Origin of the sequence: Spartinivicinus marinus (assembly GCF_026309355.1) — a bacterium.
GTDB classification, from domain to species: domain Bacteria; phylum Pseudomonadota; class Gammaproteobacteria; order Pseudomonadales; family Zooshikellaceae; genus Spartinivicinus; species Spartinivicinus marinus.
The window spans coordinates 5,902,433-5,928,331 of sequence record NZ_JAPJZK010000001.1; the positions used below are offsets into that span (position 1 = coordinate 5,902,433).

A 25,899-nucleotide genomic window follows, 5' to 3' on the forward strand; every position below is an offset into this window, starting at 1 on the left:
GGATTATGCCAAATTTATATAAAATCAACACTAGCTACCTCTATGCTAAACTAACATCAAACAAGTTAATTGCTTTATCAGAGTCAGATAGTTTTCTATTAGAGAGAGAAATTTTCTGTGACATACTTACTGAATTTGCTAACGTAAGCTTTAATATCGAAGAAATTGTAAGTCGATTGTCAAATATACACCCACCCGCTCTCATACTACGTGCATTTAATAAACTTGTATCTTCAAGCCTAGTTATATCCTTAAATAGGGAGCATAATATTCCTATTCATACTGATATAACTTTTTTAGTGAATCATACACCAACCAGCCTCAAAGATAAGGTGAAACTAATTGAGCTTGAGAAAAACTGCACTATCCACCCTTTACTGATACAACATGGTTTTAAGCTTTCTAATAATACTGATTTTTCGATTGTAGTAGTTAATGATTACCTTGACCCAAAGCTGGTTCAAATCAACCAAACCCAATTGAAAAATCAATCGCCTTGGTTGTTATTTAAACCCTTTGGAAACCAGGTCAGGATAGGTCCATTATTTGTACCAGGTAATAATACCCTATGCTGGCAATGCCTTGCTTATCGACTAAAAATGCACCAACCTTTTGCTTACTTAGTTGATAATGCAAGTAAGGTTATAAAACGAGCTAAACCTTTAGCAACAGAAGAGTCATTAACTATAGCTGTCAGACAACTTAAAAAAGTACTAGCAGAAATAGACTTAAAAGATGGTAGTCATTTATCATCAATATTGTGCCTTAACCTGGTAGAAGGAAAACTAGAGAGTCATAATGCTTATAAACGTCCTCAATGCCCAGAATGTGGAATGCCTTATAAGATTGACTATAGCAATCTACAAATAAATAATGAAAGCACAATTAGCGACTGTTCCGGAGGTTATCGTAGCACTTCTCCAGAATTGACATACAACAAGTATCAATATTTAATTGACCCAATCACAGGTATTATTCCAGCCCTTAGACATTATAGCAACGCAAATACTGCTCCTCTTTTTAACTATTCATCAGGACGCAACTTAGCCTTACAAAGTAAAAACTTATTTTGGTTAAATAATCATCTTCGATCCTGTAGTGGTGGAAAAGGAAAAAGTACTCAACAAGCCAAAGCTGGTGCATTATGCGAAGCTATAGAGCGTTATTCAATGATGTACCATGAACAACAGCCTTGTAAGGTTGCCAGTTTGGTTGAACTAGGCAATATCGCTATACATCCCAATAGCTGTATGAATTTTAGTGAACAGCAGTTTGCAAACAGAGAATCGATTAACCAACAATGCTCATCATTTTACTCATTAGTTCCTATAAAATTTGACTCTCATCAGCAGCTTGATTGGGCTTCAGTTTACTCTCTAATCAACAAAGAAATAAAATACTTACCCTCTGCCTACTGTTATGCTCAATATCCACATGAAGATGAATCAGCATTGATCGCCTATCCAGATTCTAACGGCTGTGCTGCCGGAAATACCTATGCTGAGGCTATCTTACAAGGCTCACTAGAACTCATCGAACGTGATGCTGCTGCAATCTGGTGGTATAATAAAATACTCAGACCAGAAGTTGACTTACATAATATAGGCAATGATTACATTGCAACTCTTCTTGATTTTTATCGATCAAAAGAGCGAAGCTTATTTGTCCTCGATATTACCACTGACTTAGGTATACCAGCTTTTGTTGCTGTTTCATACAACCTATCCAATAACAAAGAAATCATATATGGCTTTGGTTGTCATTTAAATACTTTAATTGCAGTCGAGCGCAGTATTATTGAGCTAAACCAACTACTTCCTATACTGCTGGATAAAAAGCTTGATCAATTGGACCACCAACTAAATGACTGGTTAACCTTACAAAGTATTGATGATCACCCTTATTTACTCCCTAGTAATTCTAATAAAATAAATCCTCTCAACCACTACCCTGATGATCACCCTACAACTATTTCATCAGCTGTTAACAAAATAACTGACCACTTTGCAAAAGCTGAGATTGATTTATTCATGTTAGATTTAACTCAACCTGATATTGGTATGCCGGTTGTGAAAACGATTGCACCAGGCTTAAGGCATTTTTGGCGAAGAACTGGACCAGGCAGGTTATATACTGTCCCAGTTAAAATGGGATGGCTTGATAGTGCTTACAATGAAGATGAGCTAAACCCATATAGTATTGTCATCTAGCTTTATTTTATTAAGGAAAATATTTGGTCATGCCCCACTTCACTTTCTTCTGGGGCTATAATGAACTGTCCCTAGCTATTCCTACACAACATGGCATACTAGCTCACCTAAACAACGGTTGACTCTAGCAAAAGACACTATAAGCATAATGATGGAAGTGACACACCACCCTTTGAAAGGTGCCGCCTGGATGCTCAGTGCTGGGTTGGCCTTTGCGTTAATTAATACCTTAACTCAAGTGTTGAGCATTCAGATGAAAATGAACTCAACCTCAGTAGCATTCATTCAATATGCCATTGCATTAATTGTGTTCATCCCTTGGGTATATAAAACAGGCATTAAAGCCACTTTAAGTACGTCATATCCTGCTCTTCATGTATTACGGGTCGTACTCGCTGTTGTTGGTATACAGCTTTGGATTTGGGCGTTAGCTTACCCTATCCCCATTTGGCAAGGCATCGCGTTGCTAATGACCTCTCCTTTAATGGCAACGTTAGGTGCAGGTCTGTTTCTGAAAGAGCGGGTCGGTTTATACCGCTGGTTGGCGACACTCGTTGGCTTTTGTGGAGCAATGTTAATTTTAGAGCCCTGGTCAGAATCCTTTAATTGGGCTGCATTGCTGCCACTGGGTGCCGCGTTTTTTTGGGCAAGCTACTCCTTAATGGTTAAGCGTTTAAGTCGAGACGACACATCCAGTACAATGGTGATGTACTTATTACTGCTCATGACCCCTTTTAATGCTTTATTGGCTTTTTCAGACTTTACCCAACCAGCAAACCTTAACGCTTGGCTATTTTTAGTGTGTATTGGATTACTCACCGCCTTTGCTCAGTGGGCGATTGCAAGGGCTTATGCTGTTGCTGATGCAGCATTTGTGCAACCTTGGGATCACTTTAAACTACCCGTGAATGTATTAGCCGGTTACTTGGTATTCGGCTGGATGCCACCAGGACGCTTATGGCTAGGAGCAGCCATGATCATTTTAGCTGTGGCATTTATTACCCACTGGGAAAACCGCGAGCAACAAGTGGCAGTAAAAGTGTAAAATGTACCTACCCTATCCCTTTGACTTCATTAGCAATAAAGTGGTTTGATTTCTGCAAAAAGCTGATTGGTTGCCACTTAAATCAATTGTTACAAGCATAGCTGAAAGGGGGGATACATTGGTTATTTTGTTATTGACTCCCAGATAGTTTTTGTCATTTGAACATATCCTTCTTTAGTCAAATAACTGGGGATAACTAAATCTGAACCTTGGTAACCGTTTTTAGTAAAATCGATGGCAAGGCCACCCAAATCAAATGCTGCTGTTTTGGCATAGCTAACAAAGTTGTCTCGAGTAATAGGGCTTGGCATTTGCTCTAATAATTTTGCTGTCATTTTACCAACGATATAGCCTTCTAAAGAAACAAAACCGAATTTTGTACCTAATGCAGTTTTTGCTTCCTGAACAATCGGCAAATCTGAGTTAAGCAATGGTACTACTTGTGTCATGATTACCCGCTCATGAACGCCAAATCCCACTAGTTTTTCTTTAAGTACATTAGCACCAGTAAAAGATACGGCTGAGAAAATCCAGTTTTCTGTATTGGTTTTGTTAGCCAAACGAATCATTTGCGAAATATTATCGTAAGCCCCGACTGTAACAACTAACCGGCATTTGCTGTTATTGGTTTGCTCCCAATTTTTTAATGACTCATAGCCAGGGTTAATTTCTCGGGTGTTACGTTTATAAACGCCTACTGGACCTACTTTATTTCGTGGTGGGTTATCACCTGTCATACTAATCATATTGGTCAGCTTATTTAATAGCTCACTATCTGCGTTGGCTTTTTCTAAAGCCAACTTTATTCCCGTTAAGCCAGCCATTCCATAAGCATCATTTTGTACATAAGCACAAACCTCTGTGGGCTTTAATCCATGATCTAGAGCCGCATTAATAACCGCTTCTGTTTCTTGAACATAGCTGGCTCGATAATTAATAACAGGACCAGGACCTGGCCGTAACAAGCCGGCCCCTGTAAAAAAGCCCACTGCGGGAACCTGTTGTTTAGCTAAAACTGGTAAGGTAACCTTGGCTGTTGGCGTACCTACATTACCAATCATCAAAAATATATTTTCTTTTATCAGCTTGTTTGTCGCTTTGACAGCAAGATCAGGCTCATAGCCATCATTTTCAAAAACAACCTCGATTGTTTTTCCTTTAACAGTAACACCCGAAAAAGCGGCTTCCAGGCCCTGCCGCATTCCCACACCTAAACTTCTCGCTCGGCCCCTAAGGGCAAGTACACTACCCAGTTTAATTTTATCTGCTGAAACACCTGCTCCCTCTTTTGCATAAACCACTGCAGTAGGTGCTGTTAATAAGAGTGAAATTAAACCAAAAGAACATAGTGAGTAAAACATCTTCATTGGTTCTTCCTACTACTTGGTTATGACAGTGATATTACTGTCCTGAGTATAGTGCAAACCAATGACAGTGCTAATTCATCTCAGGCATAGAAGCTTGTAATTCAATCAAACTATTCTGATTGACTTTGATAATACCTCGCTTGGGTCGATCAAGGTCAATGATAATAAAAACTAGTAGCACTATCATTGCAACCATAATATAAGTGACAAAAGGGACTCGATTACCTGTCACGCCAGAGGCATAGCCAACGATGCTACCTGTCATCAGAAATGTGCCATATAGAATGAACAGAACAAGTTCAGGGACGTGTCGATTTAACTCAGCTGAACGCTTACTAAAAATATCAATCAGTAAATTAAGTGACTCAATAAATAATCTAGTATTAATGTAATTTTTGCCCTGCTCAGCTGCTTGCTTAACTTGCAACCAAAGTAGATTATGGATCTGGGTAGCCTTGGTACTTAACACTTTCCTTTTTTCATTATCTACCAGAGAAATGCTGCTAACCTGTACACGAATATTCAAGTAATCGATTAGTAAAGGGTTTATATGTTTACGAACCGCCGGCGGTAGCAGTTGTGTTCGAAGATACGTCGTACTAATCGTATTTGCTTCATCTACAACCAGGTTGCTGCGGCTATCAAACCGTTGCAATGATAATGAAAAGGTAAAACCCAGGAGCAATGCTAGCAACCCAAGTAACGAGTTTTGAATCGTATTGACTTGTGCTTTAGATGATTCATTAACTAGCCCCTGCTTTGATCGCCCAATACGATCTCCCATCTCTATGCAAAGTGCCATAGAGATGAAAAGAATACTACAGATTAACAAACTACTTTGGTCATACATCACTTCTCGCATTAAAATTGAATATCCATCTCAATATGAAATTTAAATTCAAGGACACTGCTAATACTTAGAATAGACGGGAATTCACTTGCGTATAAAACAGAATAAGGCTTACTACGGTTGATGGTCTAATAACCACTCAAAAAGTTGGAGTAGGATAGCCTTGGGAGTCAAATCTAGCAGTCAATATCAAACAAGCTTGTCATATAGTTGGTCTATTTTGAGTAAGTCAGTTGATTCCGTTTGTTGAATAAGCCGTTGCAAATGTTCAATGACTCCTTTTCGATCAGCTTTGTACCCTAAAAACATTTCACCAGCATTACCTTGACTATCATGTAATAGATGATCGACTCCCTGGTGGTTGGAAGTGTTGTTCATTGTCTGCAAATCATCACTCAACTTAATTAAGTTGGCACGCATTACCTGTTGAATATGCGCAACAGCTTCTGTGTTATTGCTTGATATGTCATTAGGGGTGGTAAGAATATTAAAAATTAAACGCAATCTAAGGTATTTACTGGCTAAAAAATCTTTCCCAAAACGGCCACTCTCTGATTTTTTCATCTCTCCTAGTGCGACATCTTTATCCAAAAAATAAGACAATGTGTGAATTTTAGGCTGCTGTGTTTCCCCCTGTGGATAGTAAATTCTGCCACTGGCTGCTTCCATCAGCTCTTGGGCACTGATTAGATGTTTAGATTCTGGTGGCACTTCATCATCTACTCGGGCACCCACTTTATCATGTAAAACCTTTAGAAAGTCTGTCAGTATGGGGACTAACTCATTTCGATACACTTTATACGTTTGATTATCACATGAGAACATCACATCAATATCGGACCCTTTTTTTTGGCTACCTGTTGCATATGATCCATATAAACATGAAATAAATGTCCCCCCTAAATGGGTCGATAGTGCTTCACGAAATTCTTGTATTAATCCTTTAACATCAGGGGTTTCACCCGTATCTCGTGCTTTGATCTCAGCAATCGTATTTTTTATTGTCTGCAATGCTTCTGGTGCTTGCTTTACATGAGCTAGCGTACAAGGGTAATCGTATGTCTCCTGCTTCGTTCCACGAAGCCTATAATCATCACTTTTTTTAACCGAAGGACTATCGACTATTTCTTGGTCGTGGGTTAGAAATGTATGCTCTCGAACAAATAATTCTTTTGATGCAACCTCATCGCTGTTTAATTTCAATACTTTAAACCATAAATAATCAGGCTGACTTTTCTTATCAACTTGGTCATACAATTCATGATTAGGACCTCGTTTTGAGTGCAAGGCAACTGCGGTATCAATTGTCAGTTCATCTCCCTGCTGTATTTCCACTTCCTTCGTTGAGCCCATCAACGAGTTACCCTGCTTTTCAACCAGATGACTTAATCCTGTGACGACAACCCCAAGTTGTTTGACTGCTGGGTTATACTCTTGAACTGATTGATTAATATTTTCAGTACTTATTTGCCGTTGTGGATGAATTTGTTTGGTTTTATTCGTTATCTGTATCTCTGTTTGCTGTGGCAGCAAGGGAGAAAAACTGGCTTGTCGATTAATGCCTAACGGCATAATGCTTTCCTTTATAAAAATTTTTCGAGTTACGATAGGCGATCACAACATTAACGAATTGGCGCGATCAACTCTTGATCTGTAATACAGCGGACACCCGTCTCAATGGCCTGCTCATATTGGGCAAAAACAGTCATTATTTTTCCCGTTAATTTCTCTGCTTGTAACGTTGTTAAGCCGGGCGTCATATTATAGCAAATAAAACCATGGCCTACATTTTCACCATAACTCTTTCGAAAGTCTTTAATAATACTAATGCTTGGCACATCATCACCCATGTTAGTTCGCTCAGTGATATAGCGGTAAAAATCTTCGTGAAGCTGGTGTGGCTCATACTGTTGAGCCAGTGTAGTTGAGGGGTTAAGGGTAAAAATCACTTCCCAACCTAAGGAACTGTCGTTTAAAACGGCAGCATGTTGATAACGTCGTATACTCGCTTTAATTTGTTCTGCTGACGCCAACAACTGTGCTAAATAAGCTCTAAGCCCTTGTTTTCCTAGCCGTTGTAAAGCGGTCCAAGCACTCGCAATGCCTGATGCAGGCCGAGAGTTTTCAAGGGTATGATCAAATGCTCTGAGTTCACCATACTGTCGTTCTTTTACAGAACCATCATTTTCTGTACGAGTCGTTATAGCCAATGCTTTACTAATAAAAAAACTTGAAGCATAGGGGCAAAGTGCATTTTTATGAAAGTCGACCCCAAACGAATCAAATCTATGCATGCCTTGTAATTTATCCAAGACCGATTGAATTTTTAACTGAATGTCAGGATGAATATTCATCTTCTGATAGATACTCGTCGGTGCTTGTAAAAAGCTGAACCACAACCAGCCAATAACACTATCCAGATGTAAATAAGGAAAATAATCCAGTTGATGGCTATCAACTACTTCAGTTACTGTATTATGGATCACTTGCGTGTTATCACAAAGAAAATCCAGCGTAGTCCCTCCACAAGCAATAATCGCCGCCACTCGTTTCCCTTTAGCAATTTGCGACTCAAACGCTGCTTTCAATTCATTGGCCTGCATACCATTTGATGAATGAATGGGAACCCGAATACATTGCTGGGTCCCCAGCCCTAATAGACTGCATGTGTGTTCTAATGAATAATGTGCCCCATCTGCGGTTAAAATGACTAAATCATTTGGTATACCCTTTTGATCAGCGTCAGACGCTATGCGAGTGATAGCAGACTTAATCGCATAAAAAAGAGTGATTTTGCCACCATTACAGGCAATTCCTGTTGCCTGATCCCATCCGATCAACTTCCCTATGCTCCGGGCAACTTGCTGTTCAAACAACAATGCTTTCCCACCGTAAGTGTCCATAATCGCATTCACATTATAAAGTTGCATTAGGGATGCAGCGACAATGGTGTCCAACATGGGGTTAGGTACCATATTAAAGACTGCATGGGGAGATTGTGGCCTGATACTACCATCAACAATATTCGCTAAAGCTTCCAACACCTGTTCACTATTTTTACCTGTCTCACAAATCAAGTTTTTTTCTATTTTCTCTTCATAACAAAATGCGTTAACTGGAAATTTCGGCCCTTGCGCTTCTTTTGCTTGAATACACTGATAGCCGTATTTTAATTTCTCAAAAAAGTGATCAATATAACGGCCGCTATTGTGAAAAAACTCAGATTGAGGAGGCAGCTGGTCAGAGTTCTCTGAACTACGGGGCGATTTTTTATTACTATCAAGTGTTACTTCTTCTAAATTAAAATGCATGATTTACCTAATACTCACGCGCAAAGGGCATACCAATTTAGTCATGATATTTCATTGTGTTTCATCAGCAGAATATATGTGTAAATTATCTGTAAATAAGCTGGGTGATTGGTCAATGACACTTATGAAACATCTGCTTTTTGGGCATATGAACACTGGCTTACCTTGCTTCAGGCTAATAAATGATTTTCAATTATTCTACAATTAAGAATACTTAAGAATTAACTTAAATACCTCTTGGTAAGGTTTTACACACTTGATGCTATCAGAAAAGCTATTCTGATATTTGTTGCATACGGACTAATTTTTTTAACTTTGTTATTGGTTTTAAATAGGTGTTATGCTGTTTGATTTAATAAAAATAGTGCCTTATTATTTTTAGCCTAGAGTAGAATAATTATTAGAGACAATATTAATGAGTAGGCCGATTTAAAATTAATTAATACAACAGTAAATTTTGAATTAAAAAATTACATTTAAAATAGGAGTACGCCACCTAGTGATTAGAAAAAGTGCTTTTTCAACATAAGTGGGTTTATTTTTCGATTCAGCGAAAATAGCCAGTACTTGTTGTTTAATGGCCTGCTCGACGACTTGATCCATTGGTTACCGCATTCCTTTTTTAAAAATTCTCTTGTAGTTCGTCGCAAACGTTCGTGGATATGGGATAACAGGGCGTTCTATCTTCTGTTTCCCATATCAGGTACTGGATTTCTCGCCACCTACGCTGTTCAACTGGGGTTGGATGAACGATCCAGAACCTTATGAGGCATGGATGCCGATTAGAGCAGTGACCATCAAGGATGATGGGAATGCAGTTTATGCAAGGAGCATTCAACTGTCTGCGTGTTCTGTATCGTTTATGCAACCCCTTTTTCCTTATTTAAGCTGTTTCCACATGCTGCTCTATCACTTCCAACAATACATAAGGCGTATTATCAACCTGCAACTGTCGGGTAGTTTTTCTGATAGCAACCCGGTGTTCAAAAATACTCAGTGACTCTCGATCATTAATTCCCGTTAAATACACACATTGTATCCCCATTGAACGGGCTACTTTTAACTGAGCATCCAAAAAGTCCGAGCGGTTACATACCCCTAGCGGATTATCGGCGATTAAGAAAGCAGGAATTCGTTCATCAGCACGATGACGCCGCTTTTGCCGCATAGCCGCTAACAAAGAATACAACAGTACTGCTGTAGTTAAAGCCTCACCACCGGAACCTAAATCCTTACCCACTGGCTCATAATGGCGCCCAGTATCATCACACTTTAATAGATGGATACCGAATTTATCTTTAGCCATAGAAGCACGTAATAACCGGTAAAGTAATTCAGCGCCTAATACATTACCCGCCGTAGGGTTCACTTCAGGTAGGCGTCCATGCTCAATTAACTCTTCAAACCAACGCTCAATACTGCTATGGAACACATCGTAATTTTTGTTGAAATCTAAGCGTGAACCTGACTTTAATATGGGTTTCCCCCCATAAATATACACATCTTCAGGAATAATCACCTTGGCCGCAGCCTGTAATTTTTGGTGATATTCCTTGGTATGTTGTAGTAAGGTACCCACTAACGCTTTAACAAATTGTTCTGAACGGGATAAATCACCTTCAATATTCAAGGCAATTTGCTCTGCTTTATCTAACAGCTCTTCGCATTGATTACCCAGGGAATTTGCGTCATGACGAGCTAACTCATCAACAATGGCCGGCAACTGTTGTTTGAGTTTTTCATCCTGCAGTTTTGCTTGCAATTGCTCAAATGCATTACCCAGTTTATCACGACAGCGTTTGACAAAATCCTCCCGGTTTTTTTGACTTTTTGCCAGTTGTTTAACCTGATCAGCCATTGCTTCAGCACTGGCTGCTGGTGTTTCAGCAAAGAGTAAGTCAGGCCACTCCATTCTGGGGGATTCTTCATCCCACAATGGTTCATAGGCACTAACCGTCGCTTTGGCGACTGATAAGGTATTGGATAATTGTTGTATTTCAGCTAATCGCTTTTCAAATGGAGGAATTTGCTCACCTAAGGTGTTGTAGTTTGCTCGATTACTTTCTTCTTCATGACGGAACCGATGTAATAGTACATCTAAATCCTCTGCCAGGATTTCTTCAGTAGCAATACTTGGGATGATTTTATTCTTTGCCTTTGCCTTTAGCTGCTTCTGACAACGAACAAGGTCTTCAGCTTTTTTATCCTTATTCGCTTTTAACTCTGCGGCCTGTTCAATAATGGCCTCTAATTGTGTTGATAACTGATCTAATTGGTCATGACGGTTTAGTTTACTTTGTGCAGCCCACTGCTCTGCTAGTGTCTGATCAAACCGATGGTTTTCTTGATAGTTAGCGAAATCTGTTTTCGCTTCCTGCTTCGCTTTGGTTAATTCATTTAATTCGTTATTTAATGCCGTAATACCTAATTCAGTGACTAGCTGGCGCTGGGTTTCTTGAGCTTGTTCATGCAGTTGGCGTAATACACTAATATCATGCTGTAATGCTTCTTGTTGATCAGGCTTGGATAATGTCAGCTCTTCACTAACAGGTACATCATTTGCGAGCTGGTCTAACCGTTTTAGTTCTGTTTGTTTGACTGACTGCTGCCCCGTTAATTCAACCACTTGTTGTTGTACAGATTCAATCGTTTCAACCAGCTTATCCCAATCTTTATTTAAAACAATTTGCTGCTCTTGATGTTGTTGTAGCGCCTGTTGCCATTGCCCTAAATTCTCATACTGACCTAACCATTGAGTAATGGTGCTTAAATACTGCTGGTATTTATGCAATTGTTGTTGATACCGTTGCGCTTGCTGGGCTGTTGATTCTTGGTTGGCAAGGGTTTTTTCTCGTTGCTCCTTTAATAAATCCAGCTGTTGCCGTAAATGCTCAACAGTCTGGTTTTGACTCACTACCCGCTCTTCCGTGGCAGCCACAGCGATTGTATCAGGAAATAGACTACGATAGTGGTTGAGTTGTTGCAGGGCTATTTGCCATTGGATTAATTGCTGATTAATGGCTGTTGCTTCTGATATATTGGTTTGCAACTGCTCATTTAAGCGGCTTTTTAACTGGTTGATGTATTGTTCGCTGTAAATATTCGGATCATTGGGGGTGACGACATAGTGTTCTGTAGCCGTGACCTCTGCCAACCCGCTACAGGGTAGTGAAATAATAATTGGCCGGTTTAACCAGTCAGGAATATCCAACTGTTGTATTTTATCGATAATTGCCTGATTAGCTGCATAAATACCCGTAAACCGCCCAGGATCCCGCTGTAAAAAAGCAGCCACTTGGTCCGGATCATCCTTGTAATAACTGGTTAAATAGTCCGGATACGCTTTTAACTGAACAGGGGTAAATTCATGTTCATCATAAAAATACTGCAACAGCTGTTGCGTTTGTGAATCAACCGCTAACGACTTTAACTGTTCCCATTGTTTAAGCTCACTTTCCAATCGCCAGCGTGCTTCCTTTAGCTCATCTATAGACTGGTGACGTCGATTAATCACCTCTTCTACTTTGCCCGTCAGTTCGGCACTCGTCGGTTCAAAGTGATGGTTACCCGTTAACGTAATAAGTTGCTCATTCGCCAACAATTGTTCTCGCAATTGTTCTGCTTGCTGCTGTTGCTGCTCTAATTGACCAAGCAGTTGCTCGGCTGCAGCCAGTTTTTGTTGTAATGGCAGCTGTTCGTTATCCTGCTTACGTCGGGTTTGCTCTAATTGATCTATCTTTAAACGATAATTTTCTAATTGTTCTTCTGTTTGTTCGACCAGCTCTGCCAGGCGAACTTGCGCCTGTGAGGGTGTTTCATTATTTTCAAGTGGTAAGGATTGCTGGCTGATTTGAGCACTTTCTAGCTGAGTTGTCAGCCGAGTAATGGCCGCATTGTTTTGATCCTGCTGCTGACGGATGGTGTACTGTTGTTGCTTTTGCTCTCCAAGCTGTTGAGCATACTGCTGCTGTTGGCTATGTAATGCTTGTAAACCGGTTTGCAATTGTGCCCGTTCATGGGTTAAACGAAAATGATATTGACAAGCTCGCCGGTTGATTTCTTCTCGCACCGGTGAAAGTTGATTATCCGCTTGCCGTAATGCTTGGAGTTTGGTTTGCTCCTTACTGGTTAACGCCTGAATTGAGGCAATATAATCCGCTGCGTTAATTGCTTCCCTTTCTGCAATAACCGCTGTTTTTTGCTGTTCTTTATCCTTCAGCTGTTGAGCAATTGCATCATATATCTGCTGCAATTGCGCTTCTTGGACAACCAGCTTATTCACGCTTGCTACTTCAGATTTAAGCAACGCCTGTTGCTGTTCTTGTTTGAGTGTATTCAGCTGCTCAGAGGCTTGTTGCAATTTTTCATCGGATTTTATATAAGCTTTATTCAGTAAAAAGGCCGCTTCTGCTAACTGGGCTTGATTAGTATCTGCTTCACTTTTAGCCTGACGCCACTCTGCTGCTTTTTGATCAAAATCCTGCAACTGTTGTTGAATTTTTCTAACCGCCGTTAATTGTCGTTGTTTAACTGGGCGGTCTTGCATTTTGGTAATAGACTGTTCTGTATTGGCCCGTAACTCTTGGGCGGCTTCCATATCAGCCACACAGCCCAGAAAAAAACTGATAAATTCTGCTTCAGTTTTAAACTTAAAAGCATCCTTTATCCCCCCTTCACTACGGGCAAAATCCACCTGACGGCTCATTAACCAAGGGTCCAGCCCCAGGTTTTCCAGTTTTTCTTCCCATTCTTTTTGGGACTGGGTTTGTTGTACCCGTGGGCTTAAAAATTCCCGTACAGCGGTATAAGGCTGATCTTGTGCTAGCAGTTCATCCCATTGCAGTTTAAGTTGATCAAATAAATCCGCATGATTGGCAATAAAAAAATAACGATCGACGCGATCTGTCGCACTTTTATGGCGAAATAATAATTGTCCTAATACAATGTGTTCTTCGGGCTCTGCTTCAAATAAATTACTTTCACCAGTTGTCACCAAATCAACCGCCACCACCGCTGGGCGACCTGGGATTAAATACTGCTCCATGGTTTTGTCACCACTGGACTGCAGATACTGAACAAAGCGACGTTTTTCTGGACAAAAAACCCCTAATAAAAAGGATAATAACGTCGTTTTACAGGTACCATTGGCGGCAAATAACACGCCGTGATCAGGCCGCTCTCCTTCCTTAAAAATAGGAAAATAACCATTTTTTAAAATATTACTGCCTGCCACAATATCACTGACAAAGAATTTACACAGCCGATACACCTTAGTTCACCTCTGTCTCTGGTTGCTCAGTTAGTTGTGGGGATTCAGACTCTTGATCAGGCCCTGTTCCCGGTGTTTTCAGCTGTGGGTCTTGTCCGGTTGCCACATTTCGAAAATGATGAAATGCATAAACGGCCGCCTGGCGTAATGCCGCTTGATAGGCCGGGGTGGGTCGATATTCAATCACGTCTTCCTGATGATCCTCAAATGCCAGCAAATAATCAGTGCTGACCAAATGTTCTAACACTCGATTGATCAATGCCAGCCAGCTAGCCCCTGCTCCTGCACGTTTACTGTCGGGGTTTTCTTCAGGTAGTTCACGAATCCGCTGGGCAGCCGTCCGCACTTGTGGATCGAGAATATCATCTTCAGCAGGTAGCTTTTGTTCCTGGTCGGCAAACCGGCGGAGTACTTGAATAATGTCTTCCACCATCACTACCCCTAAATCTTCAACAGGGGCATCCAAGTCTGTTTCATTGGGAAATAATGCAGTGGCAATGGCACAGTGCACACATAATAAATCAGCGGCTTTATTATCACTGCGAGCCAGCATTTTACCGTAATCGGTTAATGTTGTAGCAAAAAAGCTATTGGCATGGCGGGCTGACAAACGTAAGCCATCACTGGTAATGGTTAAAATTTGCAACTCCATCGCTTTTAAGCCGGCTTCCACCAACTGTTGAAAAGGCTCGCTGGAACGAAATTTCTGCAGCAACTCAGTCATTTCTTCCATATATTGACTCAATGCCCGCCTATTACCGTTACTGTAAATCAGGCTTAAATAAATCAGTCGATTGGCTTGTTGAAAGCTGTCTTCGTCAAGGTATGTCATGGAACTATCCTAAAAAACTTAAGCCTGGTCAGTAGCGATTGAAAAGATGCTAGGATGGGTGCTGGTTAACAACAACTCATGACCACGATATAAACGACCATCGGGCAACAGCAGTCTTACATGCTGGTCAGCTTGAGGTTCTATTTGCAGGTGATATTTTTCTGCCAGACGGTGATCAACAACACACTGAAAAACCTGCATTGCCATAGCAACTGGCAATAATGGTTGTAACTTATCTGCTAAAGGAGTAAGCGGTGCAGTGGCTTGGGTGAGTAATTGGCTTAATAACACCGGCTCACCAGCCACCGCGTTAAATAATAGCTTGAGTGCTTCACCCATTAGCTCATCATTTAATTCTGGCTGGAAATACTCAATTAACTCAGCCGCTTCTTCTTCCACTTGCTGATAGATGTCACCTGATGCATTTTGCCGCTCAAGGGCCCGATCAATAGCATCAATCATTGACCCAGGATCAAATAAAGGTTGACGTAGAGGCGGATCAAATCGGGCAATAAACTCTACTCCAACGGCTGCTGCCTGTGCTTCCGGGGTAGCAAACAACCGTCGGGTAATGGTATCCATAGCTGGCATTATCCCAATGGAGCGGCGCCGGAACAGTTTATGACTATGATCATTGAAGTCATCCGGCAGTTTTTGTAGTTGATTGACCAGCTTCATTTGCTGGATATTTAATTGCTCCAAATTTTCTGCCAGTTGTTGAAGCTTGTAACGAAGCTCCTCTTCATCACTGTTTTTATCCAGATTATCCAATACCAGGTGATGCAACCGGCCACTTTCCTGCTGAATCTGCGTGGCTTGATCAGCGCCTTCATCAGCGAGCTGATTAATGTGTCGAAAATCCACGGCTTGAATATTACGCTCAATACTACGACGTACATCGCGTACTTCATTTGATTTACGTAAACACTGCTTACGATTTTGGTCTGTCGCGGTTAAAGCATCATCCACATTGCCCCGTTCAATTAACAGCTTAATACGCAAGTTGCCAATAGCGGCAGCATCCAAGGCACTGCTTTCATGAAGCCCAAAGTAAGCCACATAACCTTCATCAGTCAGGGCAAAAAACGACTCCTTGCCCTGACCAGTATAAACAGCCTTGATCAACCAGAATTTGCGGGTGTGAAACTGGTGCTGAGCCCCATCGTAAAAGCGATAAGTAAACGGCAGATAGCGATTATCTCGATTAACCAGGTGATCAAACACTTTTCCTAACAGGTTCTTGAGTACACTGGGTGGTACCTGAATCTGTTGCGCCTGGAGTTGAGCTTCAGCTAAAGGAAACAAGTGTTGTAAAATCTCAGTGCGGCTGGCACCCACCTGATATTCGGTAAGCTCTGCAATGATATCCAGAGTAGCAAAGGCAAGCCACATTAAATCGACGTGCTCCAGTAAGTTAGGCTCGCTATCCTGCCCTACTTGCCGATAAATACGGGTGGGTAATTCATAGATTGGTCGCATTATCAGGCTGGAACGTACCGCCTTGGTCACATCCGTTGCCAAGGTACGGTTACTTGTGCCTTCTTCAAGAATTGTTTCAAATGCTGTCACACTACGACACCCTTAACCTTTCAATAAACCAGGGTCGTCTATTCTAGTGTGCTGCTGGCTAATGGCAACTTTTTTATAGGCGGGCAGTTAAATAATGAGGGCTTTATGAATACTCTTTATGGGTTATATATGATTCAATATCATCATATATTTGCAACAAGTGATTGGCATGAAGCACTGACAATAACCTTAAAAAATCACCAGTTACATTAACCAATGCCATGTCTTTTCCTTTGTACTGCTGTTTTTCTTGTATATTCATTAACCAGCGAAAACCTGTCACATCAATATAGTCTGTAAACCGACAATCTAATACCACATCCGCTGCACTGTCTGTTATATCCTTGCCTAAACGATGAATAGTACTGCTGTCAATACTAGGGGGCGCCTTGAAAACCCGGGCATTTAAGTGGTTATAAGTCAGTAAAGGCATGATAGTGACCATCCTTTTGCCATACTTTCCTCTTTAAATTATAGAAGAATGTACAGCAGCTGATGTTAATTAAGTATGTTGATGCCCATTAGTATTGTTGTAATGCTTTTTCAACATCAATACCAAACGTAATGGCACCACTCACCCGGCCAGTTTTAGGGTCTGCAATTGATAAGCTCACTTGAGCTTGAAAATGTTGACTAGACTCATCAAATTGGATTTCATCAATAAAAATAGCATCTTTACCAATAAGTACTGTATTTTTATATTTACTTTCATCGCCTTGCCAATAGTCTGAGGTAATATCACTTTGCCCAACGTTAAGACCTTTTATATCCATTACAAAAATTTCAGCAAATAAACCATTTGATGTTTTTTTTACCTCTTGTAAATAACGAGATAACTTATTGGCTAGCACAGAGCTTATGAGAGGTTGCTCCTTTTCTTTCAGTTCATCCAGCCACTGCTGGTCTAAGGTAAGTTCTTGCTGTAACGTTAACATCCGATGCTTAGCATTTTGCTCGGCTAAGGCCGTTAATACAACTGGCTGGTTAGCAATCGCCCGTAAGCGGCTATTGGCCAATTGCAATAATAATAAGCGATCTTGATTCGTTAATTTGATTTGTTGTAGTGTGCAAGGCCCTACCGCTTGATTAAATCGTTTTATAAAATAGGGGTTTTTCTTTATAAAAGAATTGGAAAAATACATGCCTAAAGGCGTGAATTTAGTAAACATTGATTGGACATCATTTTCTATCCCTGCCTTAATCAATTCTCGGTGAAATATTTGGCTATTAGATAATACAACCTCTACTCTACCCCGCTCCAATTGATTAACAAGCAATTCTAATGAGCGTGCTTTTGAAGCAATTTTATAACCACGTCTCTCAAGCCAGATAGCCTCATTGGAGTCACTTAGCACACCAATTAAAGCATGCCTAAAACTATTTCGTTGCCGTTTAGGGTGTAATTTTCGACTAAAAAACCATGACCATTTTTCTAAAATCAATGGCGCCGATAATGTCGCAAATAAATTAATATTACTGTCTTCAGCAACCGCAAAATAGCCATGAGCCTGCTCGGTTTCAACTTCTTTAATGGCACGGTTCCAAGGCATTAGCTTAATATTGTAGCGCTTATCGAGTGTTTTAAAGACACACTTAACAGACTCAACCGCCTCACCGGTTAGTACCTCATCGACTTTCACTTGATATGGCGGAGCGATGTGGGTGCGCAGCTCTACTTGAATGCCATCACGGGCACTATTGTTATTACTGACCACAAATCCAAGTGCTACTAATACCAGCCTTTTCCTCCATTTTAACTCCAACATAACATCAACCATTTATTCACAGAGATGCACCATATAAGCATAGCTGGTGTTTTCAGCTCTGTTAGCGTTTCCCCAAAAGGCCCCGTGTTAATTTAGTCAAGACGAATGATTTTCTAGGGGCTACACTTAATAGGTTTTGCCGACCTTACCAATTTCCTGTTATTGTAGTCGCCATTTTTACTCATCTATTTTATCCAGCGAGATTGCTGTAGAACAATTTAACTTCATTGACAGACAGGCTCTTCCAATACGCTACCTGAATTTGAAGCAAGTCATTTCATCCAGCAATTTCAACCAGGAGTACTTTGTTATGAATTGGCTGAAGGTTCTCGCCCCTATTGGCATACTAACAGGCGCCCTTGTTCTCAATTGGCAGCTAAGCAACACCGAACAAGCCCCAACAAATGCGGCTAAACCCATGGCCAAGCTCCCAGTAGAAACCCAATCGGTTAAACCTACTCAAATTCAATTTACTATTACCAGTCAGGGGGCTGTTCAACCCCGTACAGAAACTACCTTAGTATCACAAGTCTCAGGCAAAGTGACTGCTATCGCTCCGGCGTTTGTTAGTGGTGGTACTTTCAAGGCTGGCGATACTTTGCTAAAGATTGACCCTCTTGACTATCAGGTTGCTGTTGAACAAGCAAAGGCCCAACTAGCCCAAGCCAAGGCTAAATTAATAGAAGAGCAAGGCAAAGCCACCACCGCTAAAAAGGACTGGCTAAGAGAAGGAAGACACGTAAAGCAAGCCAGTGACTTAGTACTACGCAAGCCTTATATAATAGAAGCTCAAGCAGCGGTTAAAGCAGCCCAGGCTGACTTGAAAAAAGCCAAACATTATCTGGCACAAACCACTATCCATGCCCCCTATGATGGTATGGTGAAAACCAAACAGGTTGATGTTGGACAGTTTGTCAGCGCCAGTAACCCTTTAGGGGTTATTTTTGCCACTGATTATGCTGAAGTTCGCTTACCCATTAAGCGCAGTGATTTAGCTTTTCTACAATTACCTGAATTCGGTCATAATCAAACTACCGGCCCAGCTGCCACCTTAAGTATCTGGAATGCCGCTTCAGCAGCGACTTGGCAAGCTCAAATCACCCGCCAAGAAGGCGTGATTGATGAAAAAACCCGGATGCATTATGTAGTCGCTCGAATTGCAGACCCCTATGGGCTACAGAAAAATAACCAACAAGCACCGTTGCATCTAGGTACTTTTGTGAAAGCCGCGATTACTGGGGTGACAATGAATAACCTAACACCAATACCACGGCACTTGCTACGTAAAAACCAGCAGTTACTCGTGGTTGATAAGAACAACACCTTGCAACTACGCAAAGTATCTGTTGTAAGAGAAGGTGAGGCTTTGGCCTACTTGCAGTCAGGTTTAAAAACGGGTGACCAGCTTTGTCTAACGGCCATCCCCTCTCCTATAAACGGTGCAGCAGTTGTTGTACAAAATAATACTGAGCAATCTGCAGCTAAAAAACAGGCCGTTGCCCAATTGAATGAAAAAAACAACATCCAAGCCAGTGCTAAACAGCCATCTCATAAACAACTATCCCATAAACAACTATCTCACAAACACTTATCCCATCAACAACAGACTCGTGCCGATCAAGCACCAGGCACAGACGTTTCATCTGCCAATGATACACCAAGTGAGGGGTAATTATGCTGTCAAATACACCCTATAAGAAAGGAATCATTGGCTGGTTTGCTGCAAATTCGGTAGCCGCTAATTTGTTAATGTTGTTTTTAATTGCGTTGGGAATCGGTTCTGCTTTTACCATCAAAAAGCAGATGTTTCCTGACATAAAACTCGACACTATCGTGGTGTCTGTTGATTACCCTGGCGCATCCCCCAGTGAAGTTGCCCAAAGTGTTACCCTGCGAGTGGAGTCTGCTGTTCGAGCTATTGCAGGTATCAAAAAAATGGATGCCCGAGTCGAACAGGGTTATACCGTTGTTATCTTGGACATTGAAAAAGGCTTTGATATCAATGAAAAGCTTGATGAGGTACGAACAGCCGTCGATAGTATTACCAGCTTTCCAAAAGCCGTTGAAAAACCGGCTATTCGTAAAGTGACTCCCAAAAACCGGGTTATTTGGGTGGCTCTCTTTGGGGATGTTAGCTATTCCACTTTGCATCAAATCAGCCTGGAAGTAAGAGATGAAATTCAAGCGTTACCGGAAGTCAGCAAAGCAAATATTTTTGGAGCACGCAGTGCTGAAATAGCGATTGAAATTACCGAAACCCAGCTGCAAACCTATGGTTTAACCTTTGCCGCAGTAGCGGAGGCAATTCGCAATAGTTCAGTCGATATTGCTGGCGGCACGATAAAAACAAAAAATGGCACAATTCAGTTACGAGCTGAAGGCCAGGCACAATCGGAAACAGAATTTCGAGACATTATTATCCGTGCAAACCAAGATGGCTCACTACTTCGTTTAGGGGATATTGCAACTGTCACTGATGGTTATGAAGATACCGGAATTTTTTCTCGGTTTAACCAAAAAATGTCTATTGGATTATCTGTAGAAGCGGCTGGTGATGATGAAATGGCCTCTTCTGCTGCTGTTAAACAATACATAACCCAAAAACAAGCCTCTTTACCCGACACTTTACGTATTGATTACTGGGGAGATACCTCATTTTACCTACAAGGTCGCCTCAATATGATGCTGGAAAACATGGGGGTGGGCGCACTGCTGGTCTTTCTAGTGCTTACCCTGTTTTTACGCATTCGTGTTGCCTTCTGGGTGGTGTTAGGTATCCCCATTAGCTTTTTAGGTGCAATCTGGCTGATGCCCATTGGCCCATTTCCCGTTTTTATTAATATTGTCAGCTTGTTTGCATTTATCCTGGTATTAGGGGTAGTAGTTGATGATGCCATTATTATTGGCGAAAGCGCTTACAGCGAAATCGTCAACCGTGGCCATAGTCATCAAAGTGTGGTGGCAGGTGTTCATCGGGTAGTGGTGCCTGCCACTTTTGGGGTGCTGACCACGATGGCAGCTTTTGCCCCTATTTTAACCGTGGGTGGTACAGCTGCACCTTTTTTTGAGTCCATTGCCGTCGTTGTAATGCTTTGTTTATTTTTCTCCCTCGTTGAGTCTAAGCTGATTTTGCCCGCCCATTTAGTACATATGAAATATGTCGCTAATCAACGCACTTGGCTAACTCGATTACAAGACTGGTTTGATAGCAAGCTACAAGGGTTTATCCAACGTTATTATCAGCCCTGGCTAACTAAAGCCCTAGCACATCGATATACAACCATTGCCATTTTTATCGGTATGTTAATTATTACCGTAGGTGTACTACAAGGGGGCATTGTTCGCTTTATATTTTTCCCCAATGTGCCTTCCGATTTTATTGAAGTCGCCTTAACCATGAACGAAGGCACCTCCAATGAAGCACGTAATAAAACACTACAACAGATTGAGCAGGCTCTGGCCACCATTGACCAAGACTATACACAAATCAATTCCAATCAACGCCTGGTCAAACATATGCTGACCTATACTGACGATGAACAGGAAGGTGATGTCATTGTAGAACTGACTAAATCAGAAACACGACAGTTAGATGCAAATGCTATCACCGAACAATGGCGAGAAGCAGTTGGCATATTACCTGGCGTTAAACAACTGAATTTTGATTCCAGCACCAATGCTGGTGGCGGTGCTCCCGTGTTTTATCAACTCTCCAGCCGTAATGAGACTGAATTAACCAATGCAGTCAACGAATTTAAAGCTCATTTAGCCAGTTATGAGGGTGTATTTGATATTGAAAGCAGCTATAGCTCACCACAGCCTGATCAGGTGTTAAGCCTACTACCGGAGGCCAGAGCTTTTCAGTTGCAATTAGCAGATATCGGTGGCCAACTTCGTCAGGGGGTGCATGGAGAAGAAGTGCAAAAATTCCAGCGCGACACATCAGAAGTCACGGTGGTTTTACGTTACCCTAAAGCAGATCGCTCTCATTTAGGTGATGTAGGTAATTTTAAAGCCCGAGTGGATGGTAGCAACAGCATGCCGTTGAATCAGGCTGTTAGCTGGACTGAGCAAGCGGCTCCCGCATCTATTCGTCGCCTTAATGGTAAAAATGTGGTGACAATCAGTGCTGATATTGACCCTGGCAAAATTGAGCCACAAACCGTCATTAAAGCGTTGGAAGAAACTTTTATTCCGCAACTAAAAACCCGTTATCCCTCCCTGTCAACAGAGCTGGAGGGAGCCAGTCTGGAAGAGCAGCAAACCAAACAAAAGATGATTACGGCGGCTTTGTTTGCTTTACTGTTAATTTATGCCTTAATTGCCATACCGCTTAAGTCGTATAGCCAGCCTCTGTTAATCATGGCCATTATTCCTTTTGGTCTGATTGGCGCAGTCGCCGGACACTGGCTATTTGATTTATCCCTGAGCATGATGTCAATTTATGGATTAATTGCACTGGCAGGCGTATTGGTTAATGACAGTTTAATTTTGGTGGACTTTATTAATCAATCCCTCAAGCAGGGAGAAACTGTATCCGAGGCCATTTTAAAATCAGGTAAGTCTCGCTTCAGGGCAATTATGCTGACGTCTGTCACAACCTTTTTAGGGTTAGTGCCTATCATCTTAGAACAAAGCTTACAGGCCCAGATTGTGATACCCATGGCTGTCGCTTTAGGCTTTGGAATTTTGTTTGCTACTGTCATCACCTTATTTTTAATTCCTGCTTTATATAGCATTTTTGTTGATATTCAACAATTGTTGAGTAAACTCACCCAAAAAAGTAATGACTCGCTCACTCAAAAACCTTCAATAAATTAACAACCTTCAAAAAACTGCTACTCGTTATTAGATAATGATTAAACTAACGAGTAGCAGGAATTTTTCATCAAATTTATAAAAATTGTGATAGCCAAGATAAAGTATACTTTACCCTTTCAATTACCAAATCTATACTGACTGCAACTGTCGGTGAAACAAGAAATTAATTTTTACCGACTATAATGACTATGATTGTGCTTTTCATTGCTATTCTATAGAGTGACATTTTGTCAGGCAGTCTCGCAGAATAGATTTTCAATCAAAAATATAGCCAAAGCGAGTGGTTTTTAGGGGGGCTAACCTAAACACAACAAACCACAAAAATCATTCGCGAAAGCTATAAATAAAGGGAATTAGACCATCAGGAGGGATCGATGAAATCCACCAAGCTAGTATCGCTTGTATCTTTTGCCGTTGTCGCAAGCGTTGCTTCCAATTCAATTTTAGCCGCCAGTCATGGCAAAGATGATGATATTGAACTTTATGGGGAGATAGAAGTTCGTTCAGTCAACCGAGAAGCGAAAGATTTAGATACCTTTGTTGATAAAGCGAGAATGGGGTTAAAAGGAGCTCATGTTCTTAATAATATGAGCGGCACAAAAGCCCGTTGGCAAATTGAATATAACTTACCTGTCAATAGTAATGCTCTTAGCTCAACAGACACTGGCAGTGTGAGTTTACGAAAAGCCAATGTCAGTCTACAAGGAGACTTTGGAGAGTTTATTTTTGGCCGGCAAAATAATATTCTAGCTGACACCAAAAAGATTGATACCTTTAAAAACGATTCAGGTACCTTCTTATTTACTCCTGACCGGGTAGGTAATGCAATCAGTTATGTTACGCCTACAATGGGTGGTTTTCATGGCTACATTCAACTAGCTACTGATACTCAACCTACAGTTGATAATGACAGTGAGGTTGATGCTACCATTTTTGGAATCAACTACTCAGATGATACTTTCTATTTTGGTATATCTCGCTTCGATTCCGATAATGAATACCCTGCCACCGAGTTAGGCGTCACTTCTCTTGGCTTCTCTGTCTCATTTGGTGATTTTAGTGTGTTTGGTACTTATCAAGATGAAGAGGATGATACTCAAACCTATGGTTTAGGTGTTGGATTAAGTATGAATGATTGGACTTTCAAAACAGGTGTTAATGGTTTTAAGTCTGATAATGATGGTCCTGCAAGCACTATTTTTAAAGGAAGCGTAGTAGCTCCTGATGGAAACGATGATGAAGGTAATGCAGTCTTCTTTCTTGCAGAATATGCTTTAGGTAAAGGTGTTTCTACTTTTGCTCAATATGTCTACTATGATGACGATGCAGAAGATGAAACCTTTGGTGGAAGTGCATTCTCAGTCGGGATTGCTGCTGACATCAGTCGTACACTAATGTAATAAATCTTTTACTTTTTAACAAAGCAACAAAACTGTGTTAGCAGCACTTTTAATAAAAGTGCTGCTAATTAAATTTACTTGGTTTTCATCCAGTACTTATCATCAATTGCTTTGGTTTCCTCACTTAAGTGAGGATTATCGATAGTAAATACCGTGCGCTGATCCATTTTTACTTTTTCAAAGGTACTTTTAACCAGCGGGTCATTCTCAAAGTATTTAAGAAATGAACCATCTTCATAGGCTTTTTTGAAACCGTTGGTTAAAGCATCGGCTAAAGGTTTGTGCTTATCAGCAGGAGATACAAAGAGAAACATAGGGAACTTGTACACCACCATTAATTTATCATCTACCACTAACTCAGGTAGTTTATCTACTCTACTGGCCACTTCGCTGTATGGTTCAATAACGGCTCGGGGAAATAATGGCGCACGACCACCATTCACTTGTTTAAAAATACTTTCAAAGCTGGAAATTTCTTTTACTTTAAAACCACCTGAGCGTAAGACATCCACATCAGCCCAGCCTTGGCCTTGTACCATCGTCAGTTTATCTAAATCAGCCTTGGTTTTGATATCTCCTAGTGTTGCTGCAGTCGTTTTATTGGTGATAAATATACGGTGCCCTAATAACCCACGAAATACTGGAAAACGGATAGGCACAAGCTTATCTTCTAATTGTTTACTAGCACCTAACCAATCGACACTTAACTCACCTTTTTGTAATAAATCGACTTTCCTATCTTGGGCATTCACCACCGATCGATAGGCTGTCATATTGGCAGTTTCACCAGATTTTTCTACTAAAAAGACAATTAGCCGGCTGGCATAAGCATCTAAATCAGAACCTTTGCGTAAAATCGGGTGGACAATATCAATTGCAGCAAATACGCTGGAGGAGCCTACCAGATACGCCAGAGTAAGGATAAAAATAGTCTTGAGTTTCATTTTTACTTCTCTTCTTGTTACTGCTTAATGAAAGGTCACGAAAATTCATAATAAGCCTAGTGCAAGACGACAAAAAATTCCAAACCCCTGATCAAGTTCCTTTTACCACCGGACTAGGATTATCGATGGGATGATCAGGAGGAATCACAAGCCACGCCTGCTACAACTACTGTCCTCGTCTGGACTGATCCACATAATACAACGCTTTATTAGCATGCTTGATACAGGACTGAAATTTTTCAACTGCCTGAGCTGTTTTTGCTAAAGAAAGCAGCCCCACTGCTTTAGAATAGCTTAAAGTACCTGCAAATCCTTCCGCTTTAGCTATATCCATTCGTTCCCAGGTAGTATTAACTAACGAGGCACATTGTTGACGATAATTATGCCGTGCAGAGCAGCTGGCAAGAAAGACTGATATGAGTAAAATAATGGCAACAATTGACTTATTTTTCATAGAATTCACTATTAAGAGTATAATGCTCAGGCCCATTGGTCAGTTTGTTCGCTTATGGTTA

General features: G+C 41.0%; 17 protein-coding genes. 5 read left to right on the top strand and 12 right to left on the bottom strand.

Annotated elements, in window-relative coordinates; translation table 11 throughout:
• The first annotated feature begins 5 nt into the window (after positions 1-5).
• Together OQE68_RS26105 and OQE68_RS26110 are read left to right on the top strand one after the other, a co-directional pair.
• Entirely contained in the window at positions 6-2,210 is a 2,205-nt protein-coding gene (locus OQE68_RS26105; protein ID WP_180568965.1) for a TOMM precursor leader peptide-binding protein, read from the top strand.
• 148 nt (positions 2,211-2,358) lie between these two features.
• Entirely contained in the window at positions 2,359-3,255 is an 897-nt protein-coding gene (locus OQE68_RS26110) for a DMT family transporter (RefSeq protein ID WP_255490887.1), read from the top strand.
• 122 nt (positions 3,256-3,377) lie between these two features.
• Here the strand turns inward: OQE68_RS26110 and OQE68_RS26115 are convergent, their stop codons facing one another.
• The 10 genes from OQE68_RS26115 to OQE68_RS26160 all read right to left on the bottom strand — a co-directional run bounded on the left by OQE68_RS26115 (position 3,378) and on the right by OQE68_RS26160 (position 18,219).
• Positions 3,378-4,622 carry an ABC transporter substrate-binding protein gene (locus OQE68_RS26115; RefSeq protein ID WP_180568964.1) on the bottom strand — a complete coding sequence of 415 codons (1,245 nt, stop codon included), beginning with the start codon at positions 4,620-4,622 and terminating at the stop codon, positions 3,378-3,380.
• Positions 4,623-4,692: 70 nt separating this feature from the next.
• A complete protein-coding gene (locus OQE68_RS26120) occupies positions 4,693-5,484 on the bottom strand; it encodes a bestrophin-like domain (RefSeq protein ID WP_180568963.1) in 792 nt (263 codons plus the stop codon).
• A 177-nt stretch (positions 5,485-5,661) separates the two neighbouring features.
• A complete protein-coding gene (locus OQE68_RS26125; RefSeq protein ID WP_180568962.1) occupies positions 5,662-7,044 on the bottom strand; it encodes a nucleotidyltransferase domain-containing protein in 1,383 nt (460 codons plus the stop codon).
• 50 nt (positions 7,045-7,094) lie between these two features.
• On the bottom strand, positions 7,095-8,783 hold the full coding sequence (locus OQE68_RS26130) for a pyridoxal phosphate-dependent decarboxylase family protein (protein ID WP_180568961.1): 1,689 nt from the start codon (positions 8,781-8,783) through the stop codon (positions 7,095-7,097).
• A gap of 462 nt (positions 8,784-9,245) precedes the next feature.
• Positions 9,246-9,386, bottom strand: coding sequence for a hypothetical protein (locus OQE68_RS26135; protein ID WP_180568960.1), 141 nt, complete (start codon positions 9,384-9,386; stop codon positions 9,246-9,248).
• A 280-nt stretch (positions 9,387-9,666) separates the two neighbouring features.
• Positions 9,667-14,052 carry a coiled-coil domain-containing protein gene (locus tag OQE68_RS26140; protein WP_180568959.1) on the bottom strand — a complete coding sequence of 1,462 codons (4,386 nt, stop codon included), beginning with the start codon at positions 14,050-14,052 and terminating at the stop codon, positions 9,667-9,669.
• Position 14,053: 1 nt separating this feature from the next.
• Positions 14,054-14,884, bottom strand: a complete 831-nt coding sequence (locus OQE68_RS26145) for a hypothetical protein (protein WP_180568958.1) — start codon at positions 14,882-14,884, stop codon at positions 14,054-14,056.
• 18 nt (positions 14,885-14,902) lie between these two features.
• Positions 14,903-16,453, bottom strand: a complete 1,551-nt coding sequence (locus OQE68_RS26150; RefSeq protein ID WP_180568957.1) for a hypothetical protein — start codon at positions 16,451-16,453, stop codon at positions 14,903-14,905.
• Between the two features lie 103 nt (positions 16,454-16,556).
• Entirely contained in the window at positions 16,557-16,886 is a 330-nt protein-coding gene (locus OQE68_RS26155; protein WP_180568956.1) for an STAS domain-containing protein, read from the bottom strand.
• Positions 16,887-16,974: 88 nt separating this feature from the next.
• Positions 16,975-18,219, bottom strand: coding sequence for a hypothetical protein (locus OQE68_RS26160; protein WP_180568955.1), 1,245 nt, complete (start codon positions 18,217-18,219; stop codon positions 16,975-16,977).
• Between the two features lie 310 nt (positions 18,220-18,529).
• Here OQE68_RS26160 and OQE68_RS26165 point away from each other — a divergent pair, with 310 nt between their 5' ends.
• The 3 genes from OQE68_RS26165 (at position 18,530) to OQE68_RS26175 (ending at position 24,440) form a co-directional block, all read left to right on the top strand.
• Complete coding sequence (locus OQE68_RS26165) at positions 18,530-19,891, top strand: efflux RND transporter periplasmic adaptor subunit (RefSeq protein WP_180568954.1); 1,362 nt, start codon at positions 18,530-18,532, stop codon at positions 19,889-19,891.
• A gap of 2 nt (positions 19,892-19,893) precedes the next feature.
• The gene (locus tag OQE68_RS26170) at positions 19,894-23,040 is read left to right on the top strand and encodes an efflux RND transporter permease subunit (protein ID WP_180568953.1); all 3,147 of its coding nucleotides are present in this window, start codon (positions 19,894-19,896) and stop codon (positions 23,038-23,040) included.
• Positions 23,041-23,414: 374 nt separating this feature from the next.
• A complete protein-coding gene (locus OQE68_RS26175; RefSeq protein WP_180568952.1) occupies positions 23,415-24,440 on the top strand; it encodes a porin in 1,026 nt (341 codons plus the stop codon).
• A 74-nt stretch (positions 24,441-24,514) separates the two neighbouring features.
• Here OQE68_RS26175 and OQE68_RS26180 read toward each other — a convergent pair whose 3' ends face one another.
• Positions 24,515-25,384, bottom strand: a complete 870-nt coding sequence (locus OQE68_RS26180) for a hypothetical protein (RefSeq protein ID WP_180568951.1) — start codon at positions 25,382-25,384, stop codon at positions 24,515-24,517.
• Positions 25,385-25,550: 166 nt separating this feature from the next.
• Positions 25,551-25,838 (bottom strand): hypothetical protein, encoded by a 288-nt coding sequence (locus tag OQE68_RS26185; RefSeq protein ID WP_180568950.1) that lies wholly within the window; start codon positions 25,836-25,838, stop codon positions 25,551-25,553.
• Between the last annotated feature and the right edge of the window lie 61 nt (positions 25,839-25,899).

Excerpts from the sequence above, each read along its gene's own strand:
- OQE68_RS26165 (WP_180568954.1), top strand. The coding sequence starts at position 18,530 with ATGAATTGGCTGAAGGTTCTCGCCCCTATTGGCATACTAACAGGCGCC.
- OQE68_RS26155 (WP_180568956.1), bottom strand. The coding sequence starts at position 16,886 with ATGCCTTTACTGACTTATAACCACTTAAATGCCCGGGTTTTCAAGGCG.
- OQE68_RS26185 (WP_180568950.1), bottom strand. The coding sequence starts at position 25,838 with ATGAAAAATAAGTCAATTGTTGCCATTATTTTACTCATATCAGTCTTT.
- OQE68_RS26115 (WP_180568964.1), bottom strand. The coding sequence starts at position 4,622 with ATGAAGATGTTTTACTCACTATGTTCTTTTGGTTTAATTTCACTCTTA.
- OQE68_RS26130 (WP_180568961.1), bottom strand. The coding sequence starts at position 8,783 with ATGCATTTTAATTTAGAAGAAGTAACACTTGATAGTAATAAAAAATCG.
- OQE68_RS26160 (WP_180568955.1), bottom strand. The coding sequence starts at position 18,219 with ATGTTGGAGTTAAAATGGAGGAAAAGGCTGGTATTAGTAGCACTTGGA.
- OQE68_RS26120 (WP_180568963.1), bottom strand. The coding sequence starts at position 5,484 with ATGCGAGAAGTGATGTATGACCAAAGTAGTTTGTTAATCTGTAGTATT.
- OQE68_RS26125 (WP_180568962.1), bottom strand. The coding sequence starts at position 7,044 with ATGCCGTTAGGCATTAATCGACAAGCCAGTTTTTCTCCCTTGCTGCCA.
- OQE68_RS26135 (WP_180568960.1), bottom strand. The coding sequence starts at position 9,386 with ATGGATCAAGTCGTCGAGCAGGCCATTAAACAACAAGTACTGGCTATT.
- OQE68_RS26175 (WP_180568952.1), top strand. The coding sequence starts at position 23,415 with ATGAAATCCACCAAGCTAGTATCGCTTGTATCTTTTGCCGTTGTCGCA.
- OQE68_RS26110 (WP_255490887.1), top strand. The coding sequence starts at position 2,359 with ATGATGGAAGTGACACACCACCCTTTGAAAGGTGCCGCCTGGATGCTC.
- OQE68_RS26145 (WP_180568958.1), bottom strand. The coding sequence starts at position 14,884 with ATGACATACCTTGACGAAGACAGCTTTCAACAAGCCAATCGACTGATT.
- OQE68_RS26180 (WP_180568951.1), bottom strand. The coding sequence starts at position 25,384 with ATGAAACTCAAGACTATTTTTATCCTTACTCTGGCGTATCTGGTAGGC.
- OQE68_RS26105 (WP_180568965.1), top strand. The coding sequence starts at position 6 with ATGCCAAATTTATATAAAATCAACACTAGCTACCTCTATGCTAAACTA.
- OQE68_RS26170 (WP_180568953.1), top strand. The coding sequence starts at position 19,894 with ATGCTGTCAAATACACCCTATAAGAAAGGAATCATTGGCTGGTTTGCT.